General features: G+C 70.2%; 20 protein-coding genes and 1 pseudogene. 5 read left to right on the forward strand and 16 right to left on the reverse strand.

Features of this window, described 5'->3' with window-relative positions:
* Positions 1 to 971: 971 nt before the first annotated feature.
* The 6 genes from AB0D04_RS07520 to AB0D04_RS07545 all read right to left on the reverse strand — a co-directional run bounded on the left by AB0D04_RS07520 (position 972) and on the right by AB0D04_RS07545 (position 6,099).
* Positions 972 to 3,164: an SUKH-4 family immunity protein gene (locus AB0D04_RS07520; protein WP_362700362.1), complete on the reverse strand. Its 2,193-nt coding sequence runs from the start codon at positions 3,162 to 3,164 to the stop codon at positions 972 to 974.
* A gap of 126 nt (positions 3,165 to 3,290) precedes the next feature.
* Positions 3,291 to 3,563, reverse strand: coding sequence for a DUF6406 domain-containing protein (locus AB0D04_RS07525; RefSeq protein WP_362700364.1), 273 nt, complete (start codon positions 3,561 to 3,563; stop codon positions 3,291 to 3,293).
* A 20-nt stretch (positions 3,564 to 3,583) separates the two neighbouring features.
* The gene (locus AB0D04_RS07530) at positions 3,584 to 4,024 is read right to left on the reverse strand and encodes a C2 family cysteine protease (RefSeq protein ID WP_362700431.1); all 441 of its coding nucleotides are present in this window, start codon (positions 4,022 to 4,024) and stop codon (positions 3,584 to 3,586) included.
* A gap of 321 nt (positions 4,025 to 4,345) precedes the next feature.
* Positions 4,346 to 4,657, reverse strand: coding sequence for a hypothetical protein (locus tag AB0D04_RS07535; RefSeq protein WP_362700366.1), 312 nt, complete (start codon positions 4,655 to 4,657; stop codon positions 4,346 to 4,348).
* 35 nt (positions 4,658 to 4,692) lie between these two features.
* Positions 4,693 to 5,220 carry a hypothetical protein gene (locus tag AB0D04_RS07540; RefSeq protein ID WP_362700368.1) on the reverse strand — a complete coding sequence of 176 codons (528 nt, stop codon included), beginning with the start codon at positions 5,218 to 5,220 and terminating at the stop codon, positions 4,693 to 4,695.
* A 456-nt stretch (positions 5,221 to 5,676) separates the two neighbouring features.
* On the reverse strand, positions 5,677 to 6,099 hold the full coding sequence (locus tag AB0D04_RS07545) for a recombinase family protein (RefSeq protein ID WP_362700370.1): 423 nt from the start codon (positions 6,097 to 6,099) through the stop codon (positions 5,677 to 5,679).
* A gap of 128 nt (positions 6,100 to 6,227) precedes the next feature.
* Here AB0D04_RS07545 and AB0D04_RS07550 point away from each other — a divergent pair.
* Positions 6,228 to 6,446, forward strand: a pseudogene (locus AB0D04_RS07550) (peptide-methionine (R)-S-oxide reductase); the annotation flags it as partial.
* Positions 6,447 to 6,494: 48 nt separating this feature from the next.
* Here AB0D04_RS07550 and AB0D04_RS07555 read toward each other — a convergent pair.
* The 5 genes from AB0D04_RS07555 to AB0D04_RS07575 form a co-directional block, all read right to left on the reverse strand.
* Positions 6,495 to 6,968: an ABA4-like family protein gene (locus AB0D04_RS07555; RefSeq protein WP_362700372.1), complete on the reverse strand. Its 474-nt coding sequence runs from the start codon at positions 6,966 to 6,968 to the stop codon at positions 6,495 to 6,497.
* Positions 6,965 to 7,888: a hypothetical protein gene (locus AB0D04_RS07560; RefSeq protein ID WP_362700433.1), complete on the reverse strand. Its 924-nt coding sequence runs from the start codon at positions 7,886 to 7,888 to the stop codon at positions 6,965 to 6,967. Before AB0D04_RS07560 ends, AB0D04_RS07555 begins: the two co-directional genes overlap by 4 nt.
* A gap of 535 nt (positions 7,889 to 8,423) precedes the next feature.
* The gene (locus AB0D04_RS07565) at positions 8,424 to 9,083 is read right to left on the reverse strand and encodes a 4'-phosphopantetheinyl transferase superfamily protein (protein ID WP_362700374.1); all 660 of its coding nucleotides are present in this window, start codon (positions 9,081 to 9,083) and stop codon (positions 8,424 to 8,426) included.
* On the reverse strand, positions 9,080 to 10,036 hold the full coding sequence (locus tag AB0D04_RS07570) for a metallophosphoesterase (protein WP_362700376.1): 957 nt from the start codon (positions 10,034 to 10,036) through the stop codon (positions 9,080 to 9,082). The genes AB0D04_RS07565 and AB0D04_RS07570 overlap by 4 nt, the downstream gene beginning before the upstream one ends.
* 61 nt (positions 10,037 to 10,097) lie before the next feature.
* Complete coding sequence (locus AB0D04_RS07575) at positions 10,098 to 11,669, reverse strand: PucR family transcriptional regulator (RefSeq protein ID WP_362700377.1); 1,572 nt, start codon at positions 11,667 to 11,669, stop codon at positions 10,098 to 10,100.
* 208 nt (positions 11,670 to 11,877) lie between these two features.
* Between AB0D04_RS07575 and AB0D04_RS07580 the strand changes: the two genes are divergently transcribed.
* Both AB0D04_RS07580 and AB0D04_RS07585 read left to right on the forward strand, forming a co-directional pair.
* Positions 11,878 to 13,347, forward strand: a complete 1,470-nt coding sequence (locus AB0D04_RS07580) for a cytosine permease (protein ID WP_362700378.1) — start codon at positions 11,878 to 11,880, stop codon at positions 13,345 to 13,347.
* Between the two features lie 79 nt (positions 13,348 to 13,426).
* Positions 13,427 to 13,960 carry a type 1 glutamine amidotransferase domain-containing protein gene (locus tag AB0D04_RS07585; RefSeq protein ID WP_362700379.1) on the forward strand — a complete coding sequence of 178 codons (534 nt, stop codon included), beginning with the start codon at positions 13,427 to 13,429 and terminating at the stop codon, positions 13,958 to 13,960.
* A 102-nt stretch (positions 13,961 to 14,062) separates the two neighbouring features.
* On the opposite strand, the gene AB0D04_RS07590 is transcribed toward AB0D04_RS07585, so the two are convergent.
* Together AB0D04_RS07590 and treZ are read right to left on the reverse strand one after the other, a co-directional pair.
* Complete coding sequence (locus AB0D04_RS07590; protein ID WP_362700381.1) at positions 14,063 to 14,281, reverse strand: hypothetical protein; 219 nt, start codon at positions 14,279 to 14,281, stop codon at positions 14,063 to 14,065.
* 465 nt (positions 14,282 to 14,746) lie between these two features.
* Positions 14,747 to 16,528 (reverse strand): malto-oligosyltrehalose trehalohydrolase, encoded by a 1,782-nt coding sequence (treZ, locus tag AB0D04_RS07595; RefSeq protein WP_362700383.1) that lies wholly within the window; start codon positions 16,526 to 16,528, stop codon positions 14,747 to 14,749.
* Between the two features lie 451 nt (positions 16,529 to 16,979).
* Here treZ and AB0D04_RS07600 point away from each other — a divergent pair, with 451 nt between their 5' ends.
* Positions 16,980 to 17,525 carry a DUF1707 and FHA domain-containing protein gene (locus tag AB0D04_RS07600; protein WP_362700385.1) on the forward strand — a complete coding sequence of 182 codons (546 nt, stop codon included), beginning with the start codon at positions 16,980 to 16,982 and terminating at the stop codon, positions 17,523 to 17,525.
* 229 nt (positions 17,526 to 17,754) lie between these two features.
* On the opposite strand, the gene AB0D04_RS07605 is transcribed toward AB0D04_RS07600, so the two are convergent.
* The 3 genes from AB0D04_RS07605 to lpdA all read right to left on the reverse strand — a co-directional run bounded on the left by AB0D04_RS07605 (position 17,755) and on the right by lpdA (position 22,011).
* Positions 17,755 to 18,441 (reverse strand): hypothetical protein, encoded by a 687-nt coding sequence (locus AB0D04_RS07605; RefSeq protein ID WP_362700386.1) that lies wholly within the window; start codon positions 18,439 to 18,441, stop codon positions 17,755 to 17,757.
* Positions 18,438 to 20,375: a tetracycline resistance ribosomal protection protein Otr(A) gene (gene otr(A) / locus AB0D04_RS07610; protein ID WP_362700388.1), complete on the reverse strand. Its 1,938-nt coding sequence runs from the start codon at positions 20,373 to 20,375 to the stop codon at positions 18,438 to 18,440. The genes AB0D04_RS07605 and otr(A) overlap by 4 nt, the downstream gene beginning before the upstream one ends.
* 175 nt (positions 20,376 to 20,550) lie before the next feature.
* Positions 20,551 to 22,011, reverse strand: a complete 1,461-nt coding sequence (lpdA, locus tag AB0D04_RS07615) for a dihydrolipoyl dehydrogenase (RefSeq protein ID WP_362700390.1) — start codon at positions 22,009 to 22,011, stop codon at positions 20,551 to 20,553.
* A gap of 128 nt (positions 22,012 to 22,139) precedes the next feature.
* Here lpdA and AB0D04_RS07620 point away from each other — a divergent pair, with 128 nt between their 5' ends.
* Positions 22,140 to 23,012, forward strand: a complete 873-nt coding sequence (locus AB0D04_RS07620; RefSeq protein WP_362700435.1) for a LysR family transcriptional regulator — start codon at positions 22,140 to 22,142, stop codon at positions 23,010 to 23,012.
* The last annotated feature ends 3 nt before the right edge of the window (positions 23,013 to 23,015 follow it).

Below are 23,015 nucleotides of genomic sequence, written 5' to 3' on the forward strand. Positions count from 1 at the left end.
ACCATGTCTCAACGCCACGTTGGAGAACCTCAATGACGATGTCAGTCAGGCGAGTTGCCCACCGAGGCTGGTCAGTGCATCGACGCCGCGTCTGACGTCGGAGACGCCGGCGCCGTTCTCGGTCCAAAGGTCCCAGTAGAGGGAGATGTCGAGAATCAGCCTGCCGGACCGACGATGGACTCGGTACTCGAACGGGGCATGCAGTGTCGCGGGCAATGGCCCGTACACCCACGCGTGACCGTCGACCCTTGTGATCGGGTGGCCCACAACCGCACCCGCGACGGCGACGGAAATCGTGGTGTCGTCGGCGTCGACAAACCACGAGATAGTCGCACCATTCCGGTGTAGACGTAGATCTCGGTCCAGCCAATCGACATCTCTGCTGTATCACTTGGGTTGGACTTGATGAATTCTCGGACGAAGCGCGAAGCGGTGTCTTGGTCTGCCTCATCTGCGGTCGTCACTTCTTCGTCTCGCCAGTCAGGTCGGAGCGGGACGATCTCTGATGGGAGTTGACTGCGTCGCAGCCTCCGTGCCTGCATCGGGCGGGGACGGTCCTTCACGGGGATGTCGAACTCCTCTTCCCAGTATGCGGTGAGCACTTCCAGGGCCAGGGGGATGCAGAGTCGCTCTGAGAATGTAAACAGTCCCCCCAAGGCGACACTGGCCAACATTCCGTGATCCACCGGGAGGTCCAGCACGTTGCGCTCCAGGCGCACTCGCGGTGAAGCCGGTACTCGAACGGTGCGTGAAGCACGGAGAGACCTCTCGGGCCGTACACCCAGTCGAAACCTTGTGCGGTCTCCATCGGATGGCCGACGGACCCATTCCCGACCGTCACAGGCACCAGATTCCCCTCGCGCTCCTGGAACCCCTGGGGGAGTCGCACCATTGACTGCCGACGGTCTCTTCGATGTCGCGGGTGAGGTGAACAGAGCTTCCCGGGAAGTCCAGCAACTTTGTGGTCGGCATCACGTGTTGTGGAGTACGTACGACCAGGCGGGCTGCTCACCGCCCGTCTCGTCGACTTCGGCCAGCGCTCCCAGGACCCAATAGGCGACCTGCTCGCGCTCGGAACTGGCCGGGGGCGCAATGTCCCGCGTACGCCACCCGGTGACGAACAGCGCGACCATGGTGAGGAAAACTTCGAGGCTGTGCGCGATGGGAAGGCCGACGAGGTGCCCCTGGCCCGGCTCCGTGGGAACGCGCAGGACGTGTCCGGTGGGACCGTCGACGACGAGCTTGCCGCCTATCCACTTGCCGATCTGGAAGAAGGGCCCGCTTTCGGGGACGGGCTCGATTCCCTCGGGCCAGGAGGGCAGTTCGTCGAGAATTCCCATCTCCCAGTTGCCGAACGGGAAAAGCCCCATGGCCCCTTCGTTCATGTAGGGCAGACCGAAATCAAGGAGAAGTTCGCGCGTCGCCGCATGGGTGAGCCGATCCGGAAAGTCCTCGGCCTCGATGGGATAGAGCAGGTCCTCGCCGAACAGTGCGATGAGGTCCTCGTGACTCGGTGCCGGCGCGTCGATCGGACGGCACGGGCCCGCGTCCGTGTAGTCCCCGCTCAGAGGCTGCAGCCGGGCACCGAAGTCGGAGATGTCCACGCCGTCCGCGGGCTTGACGGCGATCAGCCCCAAGTTGCCCGCGAAGACGACGACTTCACCCACGGCCAGCGGCGCGCAGGGCAGCATGAAAGCCCGGCCGTCTCGTCGGGGGGACGATGCGGCGAACAACTCTCGGACACGAGCAGGCGCGGCGGAGCCGTTCCCGGACGACGCGGGCCAGGTGAGATCAGCACGATGCTCCTGCGGAATCTCGTCGTGCTCCCAGGGGCCCGCGACATGGTCCCCCGTCTCCACGTCCCAGATCGAGACGAACGGCTGCCGTTCCCCGTTCACCGTCCGCTGCTGCAAGCCGGCGATGGCGGGACGCCCCTGCCAGCGCACCTCCGTCAGGGCGGCGAATCTCCCGGCCTCAAGATAGCTCGCGTGATAGCCGCCCGGCGGCCGCCAATGCGCCCACTTGGCCTGCCAGGGCAGTGCCACCCCAGAGGAGACGATCGCTGACGCGACCTCGAGATCGTCGCGCGAAAGAGCCATCAAGTGCAGCCACGAAGCCCAGTCCGTCTGATGCCGCGGTGTGACATCCCAGCCCCACAGATGAATGGCGTCGGAGGCGGCCGTGTTTCCGGGGATGAGGAAGGTGATGCTGCGTGCCGCGTCCATGAGTGCCGTTTGCGGCAGATTGGCGATGACGCGTCCGTCCCGAAGGACTTCGCCGTACGTTCCCGCCTGCACGGCGTGCATGGCGAGCCCAGTGGCCGCGTACAGACCGACGGCGCCACGTCTGGCCCACCCGCCGGGGTGGCGCATATCCGGTGCCGAGCGCATCAGCCAAGTAACCACATGCCCATGGACACGGCGGAGTTCGGTGGATTCGGCCTCCCGGCGCAAGGTCTCGGCCAGGCCCTCGTTGACAAAGGAAACCCCGAGCGGCCCGAGCCGAAGAATTCCGGGCTCTTCCCTCGCGAATTCGGTGAGTTCGTCTTCGGATGCCGCTTCACCGGTCAGCCCGGTGACAAGTTGGGCCCAGACGGGGAGAGGCACATGGCGGGGCTCGGCAAGGGCCAAGGCCCGCAGGGCGGCCGAGTCCGGCGCCACCGACGGCCCGGTGGCGGGCGCGGAAACCCGGAACACTTCCCTGGGATCGGCCCCCGTAAGCAGCAACCGCGGAACCACATGGACCATCACGGCCAACTTGCCACGCGCCAACTGCCGAAGAATCCAGGTCACCAGCCGCTCGGGCTCGTACGACCGCCGTGTCGTCCCGGCACGGTGGGCGTTGACGACCAGCAGCAACCGCTCCTCGGGCCACGCGCCGAGCGCGAAACGCCAGTCGTCCCGCTTGTCCTCGGACAGATCGACCCCGAGCGCCGCGAGGGCCTGCTGCATGACCTGCTCGGCGGTGAGACCGGTGGCGTCGACGACAACACTGCCGGGCACGTGCTCGTGTATCTCCCGCACGATGGCCCAGGCACCATGGCCGTCCGTCGGGACAAGATAGGCCACTTGGCCGCCGCGCCCACCCTCACGCCACCATGCGCCGACGCGACCGGCGACCTCTTCCTCGGGGATTCCGGGGGCGTCGGTGGTTGGCTCGGGCATGGTCCTCCTCGGTGCGCGATGACTCCTCGACCCTATGCGTGGCCGCGGGTGAAGGAACGGCCCGGGCTCTTGCTGCCGCATGACCCGGGCAGGCGGTGTCGCCTGCAGAAGTGGGCGGTGGCGGTCTCAGGCCGGGGCAGTCGCGACGCGGCGCAGCACCACGGTCCAGTCGTCCTCGCTCGGCCAACCCGTCAGGTCGGCAAGCTGCCATGTCTCGTCGCCCACGGGGAAGGTCTCGCCGATGCGGAGGGTGTGATATTGCTCCTCGGCGGCGGCGATCCCGAGCCGAACCCTGACCGAGGCGTCGGAGTCCCTGTAGATGTCCATCACTGTGTAGCTCGCGCTCTCGGTATTTTTCTGAATCCCGTGCCAGAGGTGAATCGTGTCGGCTCTACTCATTTCTCATCCTCCAAAGACGCTTACTGGTTGCTGCAGCATTTCATGAATTCCTTGATGGTCAGCGGCTCGGGATGGTCCTTGTTGTGCGGATTGCGCAATTGAATCAGGCCCTTGTCGTCGACCGAGACGATCTCGTAGGCGTGTGAACTCAGGAGGTTTTTCTCCATATTGTTCTCCACATCCGTGCCCCTGGGGCGGGTGCCGATAACGACCGGTCTGCCGCTTTCCGTGAGTTCCCGCAGGTGGTCCAGGAGTTGCTTTTCCGGGCTGCGGCCGTGAATATCGTAATGCGTCGGGAATTCGTGGTTCTCCGACGTGCGTCCCGTGAGCTGGACAAGCAGCTCGGCACGGTCGCCGGATGTGGAGCCCTGGGTGATACGGGAGTACCCGTCAGCAGGTTGTCGTCGAAGTCCCTGTTGCGGGGCAACTGCGACTCGTGCTCGCGCTTCTTGTCGTCCCAGAACTGGTCGAGGCCCGCGATGGCCTTCTCCGTGATCGCCGGCGACGACGAAGACCCCCGTTGTCGCCCCTGCAGTTCGTGTTGTCCCAGCCCTGTGGGCCGACCGGCCCCTGCCGCCTCACCGCCGGCGGAAGGGCCCCTGCTTCTCCGCTGCCGGAGGCGCCATTCGGAGCCTCGTGAGTGCTCAACCGGCTTGCGCCGGCGCAGAGCCATGCCCATGCCAGAGCCTACCCAAGGGCCCTTCTGAATCCCTCAACTCTGTTGTGTCACAGTGCTGTAGCAGACATCCGGTCCAAAGCCGTCCAGCCCTCAGGCGGCCGCCCTAGTCATTGGGCCGGCGCAGGCTGCGGTACAACTCGATCGCGGAGTCCGGCGGAAAGTTGGGGACATAGGTGACGGCTCCGTCGCTTTTGGAGATCACCATGTGACTGCCACCCAATGGCGCCTGAGTGCCGGGCGGCGGTGGGGGCATGACGGCGTGGACGAGGAAGCCGATGTCGAACTCCGCCACGTACAACGGCGCCGGGTTTCCTTCCAGATCCAGTACTTCGAATCGGGCGCGAGCGGCAGCCAATGCCTCTTCGGCAGTGGCGGGGATGGGCTGTACCGGTTCCGGGGCGTCGGGATGCGACACGGACTCTCTCCTATCAGTGAAGGTGCGGCTGTGGGTCAGGCGCGGTCATGCGGTGGAACTCGGACTTGCCGGGGGGCAGTTGGCCGTCGAAACGTCGAGCCGGAGCCGAGCCGACGCCGAAACCGATACGGCGCAAACACTCGACCCTGGCTGCCGCGACGGTGCTGCTGTGGCGGCCCTGCAACCCCGCTGTATGGTCGCCACACGCCCCCGTGGCCTCGTGCGTTCTTCGCCATCCGCTCCAACGCCTTGCCGATTTCATTGAGCTTGGTGGCAAGGTGCTCCATCGAGTCCGTCATGCCGTCGCGTGGGTCTTCGTAGACCACGCCGGACTTCTCGCCGAGCTCGTCGTCACCCCACGGTGGGGTGCCTTCCTTGTCGCTGAAGGTGGTCAGGCCCTTCCCGGCGTCCTGCGCGACACTCGAGAACGTCGTCTCCTTCGGCGCTTCGCCTCCGCTGCCTCCACCGTCACCCTGCGCCGCCAGGCCGTTCTTCAGCTTGGTGGTCGCCTGGTAGAAATCCCTGCCGATCTCGGAGAAGTTCTTCCCCTCGACCTTCAGCAACTCCCGGTTCGCTCTTGAACCCGTTGCCCATGACTGCGCCCCCGTTCACCAACCGGCGTCATCGAGCTGCCGGTTCATGTCCGTTTCATATCTGTGCCAGCGTAGCCAGAGGCACTGACAAGCCCTCAACCCCTGGGTGTCAAAGTGCTGTCCCGGGAGCGTCCGGCCGATACACCTTCCGAGATAAAGCGATCGCCGTGTTCGGGGTAGCCGATGTCGAACTCGCGCACCCGCAACGGCGTCCGGGTGCCGTCAGGCCCGGTGGGACCGAAGAAGGGGCGGGCCATTTCGAGGGCTTCCCCTTGGGTTCAACGGGACGGCCGGCGCTGATGTTGCGCTGGTGTGTAGGTGAGGGCACCTCACGTTCGTTGAGAAGCGCGGCGATCGAGAGGTAGGACTCGCGCGCGATTACCCGTCGAGCGATCTCTCTTACGATCTCGCCGGCCTCAGGATCTTCTACGAGTCGCACCCCCTTGCCTCCAGGGATGGGCTCGGCCCGGTAGCCGTATGGAGCGAGACCACCGCCCACCGGCCGTTCCTTCGCAGGTGGTCATGCGATCCGGTAACACGCTCGCGAATCGCTTCCGCCTCCATTTCGGCGAAAGCTGACACGAGGTATGCGATGACCCGGCCGATGGGGGAGCGGATATCGATCGTCTCAGTGGCAGAGATCAGGTTCTTGTCATGCGCCTGGCACCATTTGATCATCTCGGTGAAGTCCGAGACCTTTCGAACGAATCTGTCCAGCCGCCAGAAGATGAGGGCATCCCACTGCTCCGGACGATCGAACCACTTGGAGAGTTCCGGGCGCTCCCAGGGAGATTTGTGGGAGCGGATACGTCGATGTCGTCGGCCCAGTCGACGATCGTCGCCCCTCATGCTGCCGCTGCGTTGGTGATGCCGGCTCGTTGCCGTACGGGTGAGGTCGTGGCATCCGTCTTGTCTGAAAGGCGGATGACGCCGATCACGCGCTCGCTCATGTCACCATCCCGCAATAGTGCGTATCCACACACTAAGGATGGCCGTCCTTCTGCGACCCCAAGGACTCCGACGCCGTAGAGCTCATCGAGGACCGCTCCCACGGCATGGTGCGCACCGAGGTCCGCTGCGCCGGCTGCGGCTCCCACCTCGGCCATGTCTTTGCGGGGGAGGGGTATCCCACCCCCACGGATCAGCGGTACTGCATCAACTCGATCTCGCTGCGGTTGGCTCCGGACGAGGAGTGAGCGGCGGGGCAGCGTCCCTGTGAATCCGTCGGGCCGCGGCCGGCCACGCTAGGTGCCGGTGGAGAGGGCCGCCTCCCGGGGATCACCCGGGCCCCGCTTGCCCACCGCACGCGACCGCACCGCCCGCAGCGGCAGGAACAGCAGCAGTCCGAAGGGCGAGAGCAGGATCGTCAGGATCAGGAGCGGCCCCATGATCAGCGGATGGACGGCGAGCCGCCGCGCCTCGCGGTACATCCACTGCCCGAGCAGCAGATCCCACGCGATGACCTGCGCCCAGATCGCGCCCGCACCCTCGCCGAGCGCCGTCAGTGCGCGGAATCCGTCCAGGTCGGGGCTGCGGACCGCGGCCCACAGTTCGGGGAATACGGGCAGGGCGAGGGCGAGATAGACGGCGAGTACGGGGACGACGGTCAGTGGTGACGCGGCGACCCTGGCCGTGAGCCGCCACCCCGGCGCGAAGATCATGAGCAGCCAGACCGGCGCGGCGAGCCAGAACGACAGCTGGAAGAGAAGCGCGGTCATGCCGTCGGCTCCGTTTCCCTGCTGTTCCGCACGCCACCGTCAACCGGTCGGCCGGCAGGACCGGTTGACCGTAGCGCGGCCCACACCCCGGCGGCCGTACCGGCGAGGACCAGCCCCGCGGCGGCAAGGGTCGCCCCGTCCGGCCGCAGCAGCGGCTGCCCGCGCAGCGCCTGCCAGGTGACGAGGGCGAAGACGGCGGTGTACGTCGCCGAGGCGACCTGCACCAGGCGCAGCCGTACGCGCTCGGTGCGCAGTCGGGGCACCCGGGGGGCGAGCGCCATGAGCACCATGACGGCCAGCGGCAGCAGCTGTAGCGCATGCATGCCGAAGAAGTGCGGGATGCGCAGATCGCCGCCGGTCGTCGACCAGCCGGTCAGCGGCATCGAGGGCCCGCCGTCGGGAACGCCGACGCTGTGCGCGCCCACCACCTTGGACACCCCGCGCTGCTGGCCGGGTGCCGGCTGCGTCATCAGGAAGCCGACGGCGGCCCCGGCGAGGGCGAGCGCGATACCGAAGCGCATCGCCCAGGCGGAGGTGCGGTCGGCGATCCGTGCGCGGAGCACCAGGACGGCGATCGCGAGGGTGGCGAGCCACAGGATGACGACGGTGACGGCCATAGTGTTGTACAGCGCCTCATCGAAGGGGGTTTCATGGTTGAAGTGGCTGCGCTTCCCGCGGACCACCTGCCCCACGATGATCACCATCTCGACGGCGCCGGCCATGGCCACGACGCTCCCCGCCCACCAGCCGACGCGTCGCGCCCGGCCGGGTGGGAAGTGCGACAGCAGCCAGGCGAGGGAGAGACCGTACGCCACGAACGAGATGGCGAACTTGAAGGGCTTGAACCAGATCGGCGAGCCCACAAGTACCCGGTCGTCGAAGAGCAGTCCTCCGGCGCAGACGATGGTGAGGAGCGCCATCGCCGCGGAGAACACGAGCAGCGGCCGGTGCCAGGAGCGCCAGGGTTGCCACACCCGTGGGCTCACCGGACGGGTATCTGTCCTGGCGTCTTCCCTTGGATCTGTTCCTGAACGCACCAAAGACATGGCTGTCCCACACCCCTCCAAGAATGGATAGCGACACTATTCACTATCCGATAGTGTCACTATCCATTACGGGGAACGCCCTGGCAAGGGCGGACGGCGGAATCGGGGAGTGAACGGGCGTCGCGTATCGGCGAGTTGAGCCGCGGGATTGGAGCGCCGGGTGGTGGTGGTCGGCGCGGGCCTGGCGAACCGTCCGGCCCGCGTGGGGCGCCGTTCGCCCCGGCGGCCGCAGCGGTGCCGGCGACGAGGGCTCAGATGGCCCTGGGGGAGGCGGAGTTGCCGCTTCGCCGGGTTCCGCCGTGTGCAGGGTCCGGCTTGACGTTGTCGTGCAGCAGGGCCGTCCCGAAGGGGGGCCCGCGCCGCGGGCGCGGGCCCCGAGGGCGTGCGGGGCGGCCCGCCGCGTGCTGTCTTACGCCGTCATCACGATCGCCGTCACCACCAGCCCGGCCCCCACCATCCACCGCCCGCTGAACTCCTCGATGACGCTCCCGTCGACCACCGGGCCCGGCACGAGCAGCCGGGCGGTGAAGGTGGCGTCGGTGGGGTCGAGGGTGATGCGGGCCTCCTCGAAGCCGAGCCAGCGGGCGGTGAGGGGGTACCACGCCTTGTAGACGGACTCCTTGGCGCTGAATATCAGGCGGTCCCAGCTGATGTCGGGTTCGAGGGCGGCCAGGTGGGGGAGCTGGGCGCGTTCCTCAGGGAGGGTGATGAGGTTGATGACGCCGGGGTCGTCGATGGGCCGGTTGGGTTCCGCGTCCAGCCCGATGGTGATCACGTCCGTGGCGCGGGCGACCGCAGCGGCGCGGAAGCCGGTGCAGTGGGTCATCGCGCCGACGATGCCGTCCGGCCACCGGGGTGCGCGGCCGGGGCCGGGGAGTATGGGGGCGGGGTCGATGCCCAGCTCCGACAGGGCGGTGCGGGCGCAGCGGCGTACGGTGCCGAATTCGCGCTGTCGGTTCGGGACGGCGTTCGCCACCAGGGCCCGTTCCTCGGGGAACATCGCGGACAGCGGGTCGTCCTCGAACGCCTCGGCGGTCACGATGGGCGACGGCAGCAGCTTGTCGATCATGCGCGGCTCCCGGTGGTGCCGGAGGTGACCGCGGTCGTGGCGGGCAGGATCTGCACCGGGCGGCCCGGCGCGGTGGAGCGGCGTCGCCATTCGCGCGGGTAGCCGAGCGAGACCTCCTGGTGGGGCACGCCGTCGCAGATCAGCAGCCGGGGGATGTGGAGATGGCCGTAGACGACGGTCGCGGCCCGGAACCGGCGGGGCCAGTCGGCACTCGCTTCGGTGCCGCACCACAGCGCGAACTCCGGGTGCCACAGCGGCCGGACAGGTTCGCGGACCAGTGGCCAGTGGTTGATGAGCACGGTGGGCAGTTCCTCAGGTACGGCGGCCAGCTTGGCCTCGGTGGCCGCCAGCCGCGCCCGGCACCAGGCCTCGCGCGTCGGATACGGGTCCGGGTGGAGGAAGAATTCGTCGGTGCAGACGACGCCCGCCTCCTCGGCGGCGGCGAGTGCCGCCTCCTTGGTGTCCAGCCCCGGCATCCGGAATGTGTAGTCGTAGAGGAGGAAGAGCGGCGCGATGACGACCGGGCCGCCCTCGCCCTCCCACACCGGGTAGGGGTCCTCGGGCGTGATGACTCCCAACTCCCGGCAGATACCGACGAGATGGTCGTAGCGCGCGACGCCGCGCAGCTGTACGGGATCGTTGGCGGGCGTCCAGAGCTCATGGTTGCCCGGCACCCACACCACCTTGGCGAAGCGGCTGCTGAGGAGGGTGAGCGCCCAGCGGATGTCGTCCACGTACTCGCCGACGTCGCCGGCGATCAGCAGCCAGTCGTCGTCGGACTCCGGCTGCAGCCGCTCGACGATGTCGCGGTTCTCGTCATACCGGACGTGCAGATCGCTGACGGCCACCAACGTGCCGCGCCCGCGCGGCTGCCCGGCGCCGTGGCCCGGTGGCGGGCCGGGAGCGGGCGCCCTGGTGGTGCCCGGGGGGATGCTGCGGATCTCGTAAGCCATGGTCGAAGTAAAGACGGTGGCGGGGTGAGAGTGAAGAGAGTTTGGTGCCGGGCGCGTTGCGCTACCGGGGCGGTGGCGAGCCGGCCGGGCCCGGCGAGGGGGTGCCGCCCCGGCGGATACGGGTGGCCAGCCACAGGTCGAAGCGGTCGTCGGGGTCGTCGAGGCGGCGGCCGGTGAGGTCCATGGCCTTGTCGAGGCGGTTGCGTACGGTGTGCCGGTGCACGCCGAGCCGCCGGCTTGTGGCGTCCCAGGCGCCGCCGGTCTCCAGCCAGGCCGCCAGTGTGGCGATCAACTCCTCGCCGCTGTCGGCCAGATCGAGCGGGCCGAGCACGGTGTCGGCGTAGCCGTGCAGCGTGCGGCGGTCGCCCAGGTCGAGCAGCAGCTTGCTGGCCTCGCTCTGCCGGGCCTCGGCGGGCGCGCCGCTCGTCCGGCTGACGGCGACCAGCCCGGCCGCCTGACGCAGCGACACCCGTACGGCCTCGGGAGCGGCGGCCGGGCCGATCCCGGCCGCGCAGTGCGGGGCGAACCGGCCGAGCACATCGCGGATGTCCAGGTCCTCGCCGACCACCGCCTCGACGACGCCGCCGGTGACCCGGACCAGGCCGCCGGGCATCGCCAGCGCCAGGTCGGCGGCCATGTCGTGGGCGGCGCTCTCCGCGGACGGCGCCCCGCGCCCCGTACCGCTCTGCCGGCCCCCGGCCTCCACCACGACCCCGCGCACCCGGTCGGCGGTCAGACCGGCCGAGGCCAGCACGTCGCGGGCCCGCCCACTCGACGGCCCGTCGTCGGCCAGCAGCTCCGACAACAGCGCCGACCTGCGCCGACGCTCCGGCTCATCGCGCAGATGGCGGCGCTCCAGCTCCAGCGAGAGCAGCGAGACCAGACCCGGTACGACCGAACGGGCGGCGTCATCCAGGCGGCCGGCGAGCAGCAGCAGCCCGCGCAGCCGCCGGGCGCCGAGCGGCTGGACCTCCAGCTGCCGCCCCGCCGCCGTACTGGACGCACTGCCGCGCAGCCCGCGCGAGGCGACCCGGTCGATCAGGTCCCGCGCCTCCTCCAGCGGCGGGCTCGTCTCCCGCTCGCCGGCCGCGAGCAGCCGTCCCAGCGGGTCGAGGACCGCCGCGACCACCCCGGTGGCGGCCGTCCACTCCTCCAGCATCGGCCGCAGCCCGTCGCCGGCCGCCGCGACCGTCAGCCGCCGCTGGGTGGCGAACGCCCGGTGCAGCGCCTCGCGCTGCTCATTGGCCCGCGCGTCGAAGACCGCCTTGGTCACGGCGATGAACGGGACCTCGTCCGGCACAGTCAGCAGCGGCAGCCCGGCCTCCTCGGCGGCCCGCACCAGCGGCTCGGGTGCCTCCTGGTACGGCAGCCCCTTCCCGAGGCCGAGCGCCAGACACGCGGCGCCGCCCTCGGCCACATCCCGTACGTACGCCCGGCACGCGGCCGGCTCCATCGGCAGCAGCAGGCCGATGGTCATCAGCAGCTCACCGCCCTGCAGCCACTTGCCCGGGACCAGCAGATCCGAGACGGTCGCCGCCTCGACGGTGCGCGCCAGCAGCTGCGGCGGCACGTCGTAGGTGACCGACAGATTCAGGTCCGGCCGGGCCAGAAGGTCCGAGATATGCAGCGGCATAGACATAGTGTCCACCACATACCTATTGGATGGACGATCGGGCGATCGAGTCCCCGCGGCAGTACCTCGAGGTTCACACCACTGCGGAATCGCTGTAGTGCGCAACTATCGCGGCACCCGCCGCAGAGACCTGTCGCCACGCCCCTGGGAGAAGTCCATGGACCCCACGGCCCCCGTGGAAGGCCCGAGTGAGGGACGCGGATCGCGCATGATCGAGGTCTGCTCCATCGACTACGTCCCCGTCCGCGAACGCCACGGCAAGGTGTGGCACCAGGGCCCCTTCTGGTTCACCGGGAATTTCGTGCTGACCACCATGGTCACCGGCTTCCTCGGCCCGGCACTCGGCCTGAGCCTGCTCGCCTCCGTCGCGGCCGTCGTCCTGGGCGCCTGCTTCGGTACGTTCTTCATGGCCTTCCACGCCAACCAGGGCCCGCGCATGGGCCTGCCGCAGATGATCCAGTCGCGCGCCCAGTTCGGCATCCGCGGCGCCATCGTCCCGTTCGCCGCGGTCGTCTTCGTCTACGTCGGCTTCAACGTCTTCAACGTCGTCCTGGCCGCCCAGGGGCTGCGCACCGTTTTCCCCGGCGGCACCACCCTCTGGTACGGACTGATCATCGGCGTCGCCCTTGTGCTCGCCATCGTCGGCCACGACCTGCTCCACCTGGTGCAGCGCTGGCTCACCTACGTCCTGATCGCTGTCTTCGGCGTGCTGACCGTCGGCGCGCTGATCCAGCTCGACCCGCACACGGCGGCCGGCGCCGCCCACGCCGCACCCGGCTCCTGGACGTCCTTCCTGGTCGTCTTCTCCGCCGCGGCCGGCTACCAGATCAGCTACGCCGTCTACGTCTCGGACTACTCCCGCTACCTGCCCCGTGACGTCTCCGCCCGCAAGGTCATCTGGTGGACGTACGCGGGCGCGGCGGGTTCGGCCGCCTGGCTGATGTCGCTCGGCGCGCTGCTCGCCTCGGCGCTGCCCCACCCGGACGCGATCACCGGCATCCGCCAGGTCGGCAACGCGGTCTTCCCCGGCTTCGGCACCTTCGCCGTCGTCGTCTCCTCCGTCGCCCTGATCGGCATCATGGCCGTCAACGCGTACGGCGCGATGCTCACCACCACCAGTGCGGTGGACGCCTTCCGCAGCGTCAAGCCGACCGCCCGCATCCGCATCGCCGGCATCGTCGTCATCGGAATGATCATCTTCGCCGTGGCGATGCTGCTCCCGGAGAACTACCTGGAGAGCTTCAACACCTTCGTGCTGATGATGCTGTACTTCCTGATCCCGTGGACCGCGGTCAACCTCGTCGACTTCTACTGGGTCCGGCGCGGCCACTATGCCGTCACCGCGATCTTCGACCCCTCCGGCATCTACGGGCGCTGGGCCTGGCGCGGCATGGCCGCCTACGCCGCGGGCTTCGTCGCGATGATCCCCTTCTTCGCGACGTCCTTCTACGCCGGTCCGGTCGCCGAGGCGCTCGGCGGGGCGGACCTCTCCTTCGTCCCCGGCCTGCTGGTGGGCGGCGGCCTGTACTACCTGCTCAACCGCAACCTGGACCGGGCGGCCGAGGGGACCGCGGTCGCCGCCGGCGAGCGGGAGCTGGAGAGTTCGGATGCGGACGAGGCGGCGGAGGCGGGCGGCGGCGCGCAGGCAAGCGCCCGGTCAGGCGTAGCGGATGAGTGATCCGATTCGCCCCGTTATGGTCGGTGGGTGAGGAAGGGCGGCCTCTTCGCCCACCGACACGAACGGACGTGAGTGCACCATGAAGGTGGCGTTTCTGGTGGCCCCGCTGGGCGTCGAGCAGGTTGAGCTGACCCGTCCGTGGCAGGCGGTGGCCGACGCGGGCGGCACCGCGCAACTGGTCTCCACGGCGGCGGGGAAGGTGCAGGCGTTCCACCACCTGGACCGGGCCGACAGCTTCCCCGTCGATCTGACCGTCGGCCAGGCGTCCGCCGCGCAGTTCGACGGCCTGGTGCTGCCCGGTGGCGTGGCCAACCCGGATGCGCTGCGCCTGGACGCCAAGGCGGTGGCCCTCGTCAAGTCGTTCTTCTCCGAGGGCAAGCCGGTGGCCGCCATCTGCCATGCGCCCTGGATCCTGATCGAGGCCGATGTCGTACGCGGCCGCACGCTGACCTCCTGGCCGAGCCTGAAGACCGACATCCGCAATGCGGGCGGCACATGGGTCGACGAAAGGGTCAGCATCTGCACCGCGGGTCCGAACACCCTCATCACCAGTCGGAAACCGGGTGATCTGGAGGCGTTTGACGCGGCCGTCGTCAAGGAATTCGCCACTTAGCCGCGGGCGCGGTTCCGGTCCGCTCGAAGGGGGCCGGAATTGCGGGAACCCCGGGACGGAGGGTCCCGGGGTTCCGGCGGTGCCGGTCGCAGCCGCGGCGGTTCAGATGCCGACGGTGTGCACCGTGACCGCACTGGCGAGCTGGGAGACGGGCGCTTCGGCGGCAAGGGACTGGGCGGTGCCGACGACATCGCCGATGCTCACGGCGCCGCCGCGCCCGGCGAGCTCGATCCCGGCGCTCGCGATTCCGCCGGAAATGGTGTCCAGCTCACTGTCGGAAATCTCGAAGGTGTCGATCTCGGAGGTGAAGCCCTTGCGCATGGCGTGCCCTTCCCTTCCATCCTCTGGATTATCGAAATCGCGCAGGCCGGATTAACGGGAAAGTGAATCCGGCCGGTTGGACGGTCGCCGCACGCCCAAAAACCGGGCGTCAACAGCGACGACTGGCGCTCGTAGGATGCAATCACGCCGTCGGAGGGCCCGGCAACTTTCCGTGCGGGTTTTTACCTGGCTGCAATTTTCCGGAACGGTCCGCTGACCTGCTGCTTCGCTCGTTCTCTGGCGACGAATCCCCTCGCAGGGTATCTAGTGGACAACTCTCCGGGAATGGCCCTGCACATGCACTCTGGGGTCATGTCTGCATTTCTTCGGTGTCGTCGATGTCTGTATTTCTTCGGTACCTTCGGAGTCTTCGGTGTCTTCGGTACTTCTCTGTATCCGTCGTAGGTTCGCGGGCGCACTGCGGAATTGTTGCCCCGTTCCGGAATTGTCGCCGCGATTCCGGCGTTATGGCCCCATCACCACCACCGACTCCGCCCCCACCCGCACCACCCCGTCACCACGGGCCCCGCCCGCCTCGCCCCAAGCCGCCAGCACCCGCAGCGCCGGAGCCGGGTCGCCCTCCGTACCGACCGGAACGGCCGCCGCGCCGTCGCGCGCCAGATTGACCGCCACCCGGACGGGCCCGCGCCGCAGCAGCAGCCACCGGGCCTCCTCGTCGTACATGACCCGGGTCCGGGACGGGTCCGGGTCGGTCAGCGCCGGCAGCTCGCGGCGCAGGCCGAGCAGGGTGCGATGCCAGGCCAGCAGGGCGGCGTGCGGTTCGCTGTCGGGTTCGGACCAGTCGAGGACGCAGCGGGCGCGGGTGGCCGGATCCTGCGGGTCGGGCCACTCGGCGTCCGTGCCGCTCCAGTCGTGGGCGGCGAACTCCCGGCGCCGCCCTGCCCGTACGGCCGCCGCCAGTTCCGGGTCCGTATGGCCGGTGAAGTACTGCCAGGGGGTCCGCGCGCCCCACTCCTCGCCCATGAAGAGCATCGGCGTGAAGGGGGAGCAGAGGACCAGCGCTGCGGCGCAGGCCAGCAGGCCGGGGGAGAGGGTGGCGGTGAGGCGGTCGCCGAGGGCGCGGTTGCCGATCTGGTCGTGGGTCTGGGCGTAGGACAGCAGCCGGTACGGGGGTGTGACGCCCGGGTCGAGCGGGGCGCCGTGGGTCCGGCCGCGGAAGCTGGAGTACGTACCGTCGTGGAAGAAGCCGCCGGTCAGCGTCTTGGCGAGGGCGGCAAGAGGGGCGCGTGCGAAGTCGGCGTAGTAGCCCTGGGATTCGCCGGTGAGGGCGGTGTGCAAGGCGTGGTGGAAGTCGTCGTTCCACTGGGCGTGCAGGCCGTGGCCGCCGCTCGCGCGCGGTGCGGTGGAGCGCGGATCGTTGCGGTCCGACTCGGCGATCAGGAACAGCGGGCGCCGCAGATGGCCGGCCAGCGCGTCCACGGCCTCGGACAGTTCGGCCAGGAAGTGCCGGGCGCGGGAGTCGTGCAGCGCATGGACGGCATCCAGCCGCAGCCCGTCGATCCGGTAGTCGCGCAGCCAGGCGACCGCGCTGCCGATCAGATAGCGGCGCACCTCGTCGGAACCGGGGGCGTCGAGATTGACCGCCGTCCCCCAGGGCGTGTGATGGGTGTCGGTGAAGTACGGCCCGAACGCGGGGAGAGGGTTGCCGGACGGGCCGAGATGGTTGTGGACGACATCGAGGACGACCCCGAGCCCCTGGCCGTGTGCGGCGTCCACGAACCGCTTGAGACCGTCCGGCCCGCCGTACGGCTCGTGCACCGCCCACGGGGCGATGCCGTCGTAGCCCCAGCCGTGGGTTCCGGGGAAGGGGCACACCGGCATCAGGGAAATATGGGTGATGCCCAGGTCGACGAGATGGGGGAGGCGCTCGACGGCGGCGTCGAAGGTGCCCTCGGGGGTGTAGGTGCCGATATGCAGCTCGTAGAGGACCGCGCCCGGCAGCGCGCGGCCGGGCCATGGGTGCCGCCAGGTGAAGCGGCCGTGGTCGACGACCGCGGCGGGGCCGCCGGGGCCGTCCGGCAGCCGGGCGGCGCGCGGATCGGGCAGCGGCGGGCCGTCGTCGAGGCGGTAGGCGTAGCGGTCCCCGTCGTGGGGCTGCACCTCGGCGCGCCACCAGCCGTCGCGGTCCGGATCGCGCTCCAGGGGAAGCGGTGGTTCGCCGGACCGGCCTCCCGCCCAGTGGAGCGCGACCCGTCCGGCGCTCGGTGCCCATACCTCGAACTGCACAGTGCTGCCTCCTCACTCGCCGTTGCCGAAACCATGGTCAGATATCGGCGTTCCCGGCCTTTCGGGCGGGAAGGTGCGTAACGGTGTCACCAGAGCGTGCGGGCTTCGATGTCCTGTTGACGCTCTTTCGCTTCCTTCCCGCGTGGTGCGGGTCTTCTGGTCGTCTCCATGAGGTTCCGGTGCTTGCGTTCCCAGGTCTCCGGCCACTCCCCTACCAGTAGTGCAGGCCGCTGCGAGGGCGGCAAGAACGCCCGAGAGAGGGGAACCACCGGTCCGCGACCCCTCCCGTCCTCCGGACAGGAAGGCACGCCGCCGGCCCGCGGCAGCCCGACATGACAACAGGACGCGACGCCACGCCGGGAATTGCGTCATTCCGCATCCGCCCGGCCGCCACGCACCCATGACGTGCACCTCGCTGGACAGCGGCTCGCGGTGGCCGGAGAATCACGGCATGACTTCGCTCGAGTTCCCCGCACGGCCGGCGCGCCCGTCGGACGCCGACCGGGAACGCGCCCTCGATCTGCTGCGCGATGGCGCGGCACAGGGACGGCTGTCCCAGGACACCTTCCTGCGTCGGCTGGAACTCGTCCTCACCGCCCAGCAGCACTCCGATCTCGCCGTGGCCACCGCCGACTTGGAGAGCCGCGGCAAGGTCCAGGGCGCGGTCCTGCGGATGGTCGGCCGGGTGTCGGGGTTCCACATCCGGGTGCGCCGGGCGTGGCGCATGGAGCGGCTGCCGAAGCTTCTGCTGCCGGAGCCGGGCCCGTTCCCGCTGCTCATAGGCCGGGCGCCCGGCGTGGGCCTGCGGCTCAACCACGAGACGGTCTCCCGCGCGCACGCCGAACTGCGCAGCGCGGGCAGCGGCTGGGTGCTGCGCGACCTCGGCTCCACCAACGGCACCTGCGTCAACGGGCACCGGGTGGTGGGCGAGGTGCCGGTCGGGCCGGGCGATCACATCACGTTCGGCCGGGTGGACTACGTCCTGACGGAGCGGTGAGCGGCGTCCCCTAAGGGATGGTCGAACGCGTCCGCTAGGGGTCGCGCGGGCCCCCTGCGGGCCACAACGCGACGGTGCCGGGCGGTATTCCACGGCGGCCGGAAATCCAGGGCAGCCGGCAATCCACGGCATCCGGAATCCCCCCGGCAGCCGGCAACCACGGCAGCCGGAACCCCTCGGCAGTCAGCAGCCCCGGCAGCCGTCAGCCCCCGCCAAGCGCTGACCGTGATCAGGACGGCCGCGCGAAGTGCTCGTACGGCGGATATGCCGCGAAGAGAATGTCGAGCTCCGCGTGGTGCCGGGACGGATCCGGTACCAGGTGGTTGGTGAGCGACGCCGCCCGGACGCTGCGCCCCTCGGCGACCCCCTTCTCGCGCGGTCCCCACCCCGCCGCGTACGCCACCTCCTCGGCCGCCGACGCAAAGACGCCCCGGCTGCCCGTCAGGAACAGTGTCCGGGCGTAGGTGACCGGGCGCAGCCACTCCCGCTGGCCCAGGTGTCCCCAGCGCGCCGACCAGGCCGCCGCGTCCGCGGCCGTCCGCCGCTCGTTCGTCGTCACCGTCAACGGCCGGCCATGCACGAGGCGTTGGCGTATGGCGGGCCAGCGCGAGACCCGCAGTCCCAGCGAGTGATGGACGAGAACCAGGTCCACCCGGGGCCGCGACCAGGTGACGAAGCGCTCCTCCGTGAGCGGTACGCCCGACCGCAGCGGGAGGTGCACCACGGTGTTCCGGGAGTACGCCGCGAACGAGAACAGCGCCGCTGTCCGCGACAGCCCGTCGTGGTCGCCGTACAGAAAGCCGTAGGCCCCCTGCGGATCGCACACCGCGGTGTGCCGCAGCGCGGGCCGCGGCCGGACGACACGGAACTCGCGCCGCCCGTCGCGCACCCGGAAGCTCTCCAGCCGCAGTTTCATGCCCGTCCTCCCTGTGTGGCGTCGGCCGACTGGCGCACCGGTCGGTCGCCCGAAGGGTACGAGCTCCACACCCCTTCCCCGTGTGTCAGGCCGGGCAACAGCCCCTCGGCCTCATGGACATGACGTGCCGGGAGGACCCCGCGCACCAGCCAGGTGTGCCGTCCGCCCGCCGTTTCGCCGAGCTCCGCGCCCAGCGCCGCGAGCCGGGCGGTGACCGCCGCCGGCGCATCGAGCGGCAGCTCCGCCTCGAAGGCGTGATACGGCTCGTAGATGCGGGTCCCGGCCCGCCGCAGCGCGCGCAGCAGCACGTTCGGTGTGACCGTACGGAAGTCACCGGCCGTGCTCATCGGGCCGATGAACCCGGAACGGGTCAGCACCACCCGGCAGTCCGTCACCGCCAACCCCCGCGGCCCCTGCCGCAGCGTCGCCAGCACGGTCTCCTCGATGGCCTGGTGGAAGCCGTGCGGCAGCGCGCCCAGTTCGGTCTCGTAGGTGAAGACCGGGCCGGAGCCGCGGGCGCCCGGCTCGACGCGCAGCCCGACGGTGGCCCAGTGCCCCGTGTGGCCCCGCTTGGCGATCTCGTAGGACGCCTCGCCGACCCCGCACGGCCGCTCCACACACACCACCCGGCTCGGCGCGAATCCCGCCCCGATGCCGTACTCGTCGTGGAGGGTGGCCGCGATGATCTCCTTCTGCACTTCGCCGTGCAGCAGCACCGAGGTCGCGCCGTCGGGCGCGGGGCGAGCCTGGAGCAGCGGGTCCTGGTCGGCCAGCGCCAGCAGCGCGGCGCGCAACGCGGCGGCGCGCGCCGGATCATGCGCCCGGACGACGGTCTCCAGGGTGGGGGAGGCGAACAGGCCGCCCTCGGCTTCCCATACGGGACCGAGGCGGTCTCCGGTGCGGACGCCGGGCAGGCCGCGGAGCACGGCGATATTGCCCGGCGTGAGCGGCCCGTCGTCGCCGGGCGCCCGGCCGATGACGTCGAGGGAGGTGATCCGGCCGGCCAGTGATTCGCGTCCGCCGTCCGCCGTGTGCCGGTGCAGCTCGATCGGCTGACGGGGCCGCAACTCGCCCTCGTAGAGCCGGATATGGGCCGTTCGTTCGCCGCGCGGCGGCTGATGGACGGCGAACACCGTGCCCCGCGGCGCCGCGCCCGCCCCCGCCGGAGCCGGCGGGATCAGCCCCACCATCCCCTCGACGAGCGCGCCGACGCCCTGCCCGCCGAGCGCCGAACCGAAGTAGACCGGGTGCAGGGACCCGTCGGCCGTACGGGCGGCCAGCGCCGCGCGCACCTGGTCCGCGCTCGGCGGAGGGCCCTCCACCACGCGGGCCAGCAGCGACTCGTCCGCCTCCGCCGCGGCCTCGGCGATTTGGTCGCGGGCCTGCGGGTCCTCCAGGGCGTACGGCGTCGCCCGTGCCCGCGCGGTGCCGAGCCCGGTCACGGACGTCATTGGTACGGCGACGGGGGCCAGCAGCCGGCGGATGTCCGCCAGCAGGGCATCGCCCCGCGCGCCGGCCCGGTCGATCTTGTTGACGAAGAGCAGGGTGGGCAGCCGCAGCCGGCGCAGCGTCTTCATCAGGACCCGGGTCCTGGCCTGGACGCCCTCCACCGCGGACAGCAGGAGTACGGCGCCGTCGAGCACCCCCAGGGCGCGTTCGACCTCGGCGATGAAGTCGGAGTGGCCAGGGGTGTCCAGGAGATTGACCTGGACGCCGCCGACCCTGAAGGAGGCGACGGCGGAACGGATCGTGATGCCGCGCTGCCGCTCCAGGTCGCCGGTGTCCGTACGGGTGTCTCCGGCGTCGACGCTGCCGAGCCGGTCGATGGCGCCGGTGTCGAACAGCAGCCGCTCGGTGAGGCTGGTCTTACCCGCGTCGACGTGGGCGAGAATCCCGATGTTCAGGGTGTGCGAAAGGGGCAGGGAAGGGTGCATGGAGAGTGGATTCCTCGAGAACTGTCGTCCGGAAAGGGCGCTGAGTAGTTCCGAGGAATCGGCGCATGCGGGGCTCCTTGGTGCGGAAGATCGGGCGTGCGGAGCCATGGTGCGTAGCCGCACGCCCGTCCGCAACCGAATTAACCGGCCGCCGTCCCAGCGGTGTTCTGCCTGCTCAGTGCTGGTGCAGCGGGCGCCCCGCCAGCGTCAGAAACGTCTCGCCCACCGCCTCCGACAGCGTCGGGTGCGCGGGGACGTACCGGGCCACATCGGATGGTTCGGCGTCCCAGCCCACGATCAGCTGGCTCTGCCCGATCATCTCCGAGACCTGCGGCCCCACCAGGTGGACGCCGAGCACCACCCCGGTGGCCTCACCACCCGCCCCGTCGGCCGCCGCGACCACCTTCACCATCCCGCCCTTCCCGTGCACCATGCCCTTCGCGATCGCGGTCAGCGGCATGGTGTTCACCTTGACCGGCAGCCCCCGGGCGCGGGCCTCCGCCTCGGTCAGCCCGACCGACGCGGTCTGCGGCGAGGAGTACGTCACCCGGGGCACGGTCGCATAGTCCACCGGCGGCGACGGGATGCCCGCCAGGGTCTCGGCGACCAGCAGCCCCTCCGCGAACGAGGCGTGCGCCAGCCCCAGGGACGGCGGCGGCAGCAGATCGCCGACCACATGGATGCCCGGTACGGCGGTCTCCAGCCGCGACCAGTCGGCGGGCACGACATACCCCCGCGCGTCCGTCGACAGCCCGGCCGCCTCCAGGCCCAGCCCGTCCGTCACGGGCGTCCGCCCCACGGCGACCAGCAGTCGCTCCGCCGCCACCACCACGTCCTCCCCCTTGGGCGTACGGACGGTGGCCCGCACCCCGTCGGCCGACAGCTGCGTGGAGACCAGCGTCGAGCCCGTACGGACCGTGATGCCGCGCTTCTTCAGCCCGCGGACGAGATGCCGACCGACCTCCGTGTCCTCCAGGGGCAGCAGCCGGTCCGCGGCCTCCACGAGCGTCACCTCGGCGCCCATCGAGCGGTGCAGCGAGGCGTACTCGACGCCGATCGCGCCGCCGCCCAGGACCAGTACGGACGCGGGCAGCCCGGGAGCGAACAGCGCATCGTCGCTGGTGACGACCCGCCGGCCGTCGGGCGCGAGCCCCGGCAGCAGCCGTGGCCGGGAGCCGGTCGCCAGCACGATGCCGCGCCCGGCGGTGAACTCCCCGGCGCCGGAGATCCGGACCGTACGCGGCCCGGTCAGCCGCGCCGTGCCCCGTACCACGCGCACCCCGGCATGCGCCAAGTGCCCCGCCACTCCCTGGTGGTTACGGGCGACGATGTCGTCCCGGGTGGCCACCAGGGCGGACCAGTCAAGGGAGTCCACCGTGGCCTTCACGCCCCACCGCTCCCGCGCCTCCGCAATACCGTCGACCAGCTCGGCGGCGTGCAGCATCGCCTTGCTGGGGATACAGCCGCGGTGCAGACAGGTGCCGCCGACCAGATCGCGTTCGGCCAGCACCACCCGCAGCCCCAGGGAAGCGGCGCGCAGGGCGGTGCTGTAGCCACCGGTGCCGCCGCCGATGACGATGACATCCGCCGCATGGGTGTCCGTACCGGTCAGGCGTTCACTCACGCGTTCACTCACGCGTTCACTCATGTGCTCACTCATGCGGAAAGGCTCCGCCCACCTGCGGCGATGAGTCCAACGCAATGTTTCTATAGAGACGATGAAGGCGCTTCATGATGCACGCGGACCAGTGGGAGGGGGCGGGCATGAGCCTGCGGCAGATGGAATACCTGGTGGCGGTCGTCGAGGAGGAGTCCTTCACCCGCGCCGCCGAGGCGCTGCATGTCACCCAGTCCGCGCTCTCGCACCAGATCAAGGCTCTCGAACGGGAGGCGGGAGGACCGCTGCTGGAGCGGCTGACGCGCGGTGTGCGGCTGACCGCGATGGGCCGCGCCTACTTCCCGTACGCCGAACTCGCGGTGCGCAGCGCCCGGCAGGCCCGCCGCGCGGCGCTCGCGGCCGCCGGTGCGGAGAGCGGCGAACTGCATATCGCCACGGTGCACGCGCAGGCCATGGGGGTGCTGCCCACGGTGTGCGCCCGGTGGGCCCGCGAGCATCCCGGTGTGCGTCTGGTGCTCCACGAGTACGCGACCACCGAGGAGCTGTACGAGCAGATGGCGCGCGGCGTCGCCGATGTGGCGGTCGGCCCGCGCCCCAAGGACTGGCAGGGGCCGGTCACCGTCGTCGGGCAGGAGGAGATGGTGCTGGTCGTGCCCTACGACGACCCGCTCGCGGCACAGGAGTCGGTACGCCTCGCCGATCTCGCGGACCGGCCATGGGTGCGCTGCGGCCTGGAGCCGGTGATCGACGGGCGGCGCTGGCTTGACCTGGAATGCGAGCGCGCCGGCTTCACGCCGCGTACCGCCGTCCGCACGCAGCACAGCTCGACCGCCGTGCGGATGGCCGCGGCCGGCGTCGGCGTGCTCCTGACGGCGGCCCATGAACTCACCGGCCTCGACTGCGCCCTGGTCCCCACCGACCCGCCCTGGCGCCGCGACATCACCGTCTTCTCACGGGTCGAACTGACCGGCGCCGCCGCGGAGTTCACCGAGCTGCTCCGTACGGCCAAGGAGCACTGACGG

This window comes from Streptomyces sp. NPDC048483, from assembly GCF_040651455.1.
Lineage (GTDB): Bacteria > Actinomycetota > Actinomycetes > Streptomycetales > Streptomycetaceae > Streptomyces.

What these genes read in the sequence shown, in the direction of transcription:
- AB0D04_RS07545 (WP_362700370.1), bottom strand. Translation starts at nt 6,099, where the DNA reads ATGAGGGGCGACGATCGTCGACTGGGCCGACGACATCGACGTATCCGC.
- AB0D04_RS07600 (WP_362700385.1), top strand. Translation starts at nt 16,980, where the DNA reads ATGACTTCGCTCGAGTTCCCCGCACGGCCGGCGCGCCCGTCGGACGCC.
- AB0D04_RS07585 (WP_362700379.1), top strand. Translation starts at nt 13,427, where the DNA reads ATGAAGGTGGCGTTTCTGGTGGCCCCGCTGGGCGTCGAGCAGGTTGAG.
- AB0D04_RS07565 (WP_362700374.1), bottom strand. Translation starts at nt 9,083, where the DNA reads ATGATCGACAAGCTGCTGCCGTCGCCCATCGTGACCGCCGAGGCGTTC.
- AB0D04_RS07575 (WP_362700377.1), bottom strand. Translation starts at nt 11,669, where the DNA reads ATGCCGCTGCATATCTCGGACCTTCTGGCCCGGCCGGACCTGAATCTG.
- AB0D04_RS07525 (WP_362700364.1), bottom strand. Translation starts at nt 3,563, where the DNA reads ATGAGTAGAGCCGACACGATTCACCTCTGGCACGGGATTCAGAAAAAT.
- AB0D04_RS07605 (WP_362700386.1), bottom strand. Translation starts at nt 18,441, where the DNA reads ATGAAACTGCGGCTGGAGAGCTTCCGGGTGCGCGACGGGCGGCGCGAG.
- AB0D04_RS07620 (WP_362700435.1), top strand. Translation starts at nt 22,140, where the DNA reads ATGAGCCTGCGGCAGATGGAATACCTGGTGGCGGTCGTCGAGGAGGAG.
- AB0D04_RS07570 (WP_362700376.1), bottom strand. Translation starts at nt 10,036, where the DNA reads ATGGCTTACGAGATCCGCAGCATCCCCCCGGGCACCACCAGGGCGCCC.
- AB0D04_RS07590 (WP_362700381.1), bottom strand. Translation starts at nt 14,281, where the DNA reads ATGCGCAAGGGCTTCACCTCCGAGATCGACACCTTCGAGATTTCCGAC.
- AB0D04_RS07520 (WP_362700362.1), bottom strand. Translation starts at nt 3,164, where the DNA reads ATGCCCGAGCCAACCACCGACGCCCCCGGAATCCCCGAGGAAGAGGTC.
- AB0D04_RS07580 (WP_362700378.1), top strand. Translation starts at nt 11,878, where the DNA reads ATGATCGAGGTCTGCTCCATCGACTACGTCCCCGTCCGCGAACGCCAC.
- AB0D04_RS07560 (WP_362700433.1), bottom strand. Translation starts at nt 7,888, where the DNA reads ATGGCGCTCCTCACCATCGTCTGCGCCGGAGGACTGCTCTTCGACGAC.
- AB0D04_RS07555 (WP_362700372.1), bottom strand. Translation starts at nt 6,968, where the DNA reads ATGACCGCGCTTCTCTTCCAGCTGTCGTTCTGGCTCGCCGCGCCGGTC.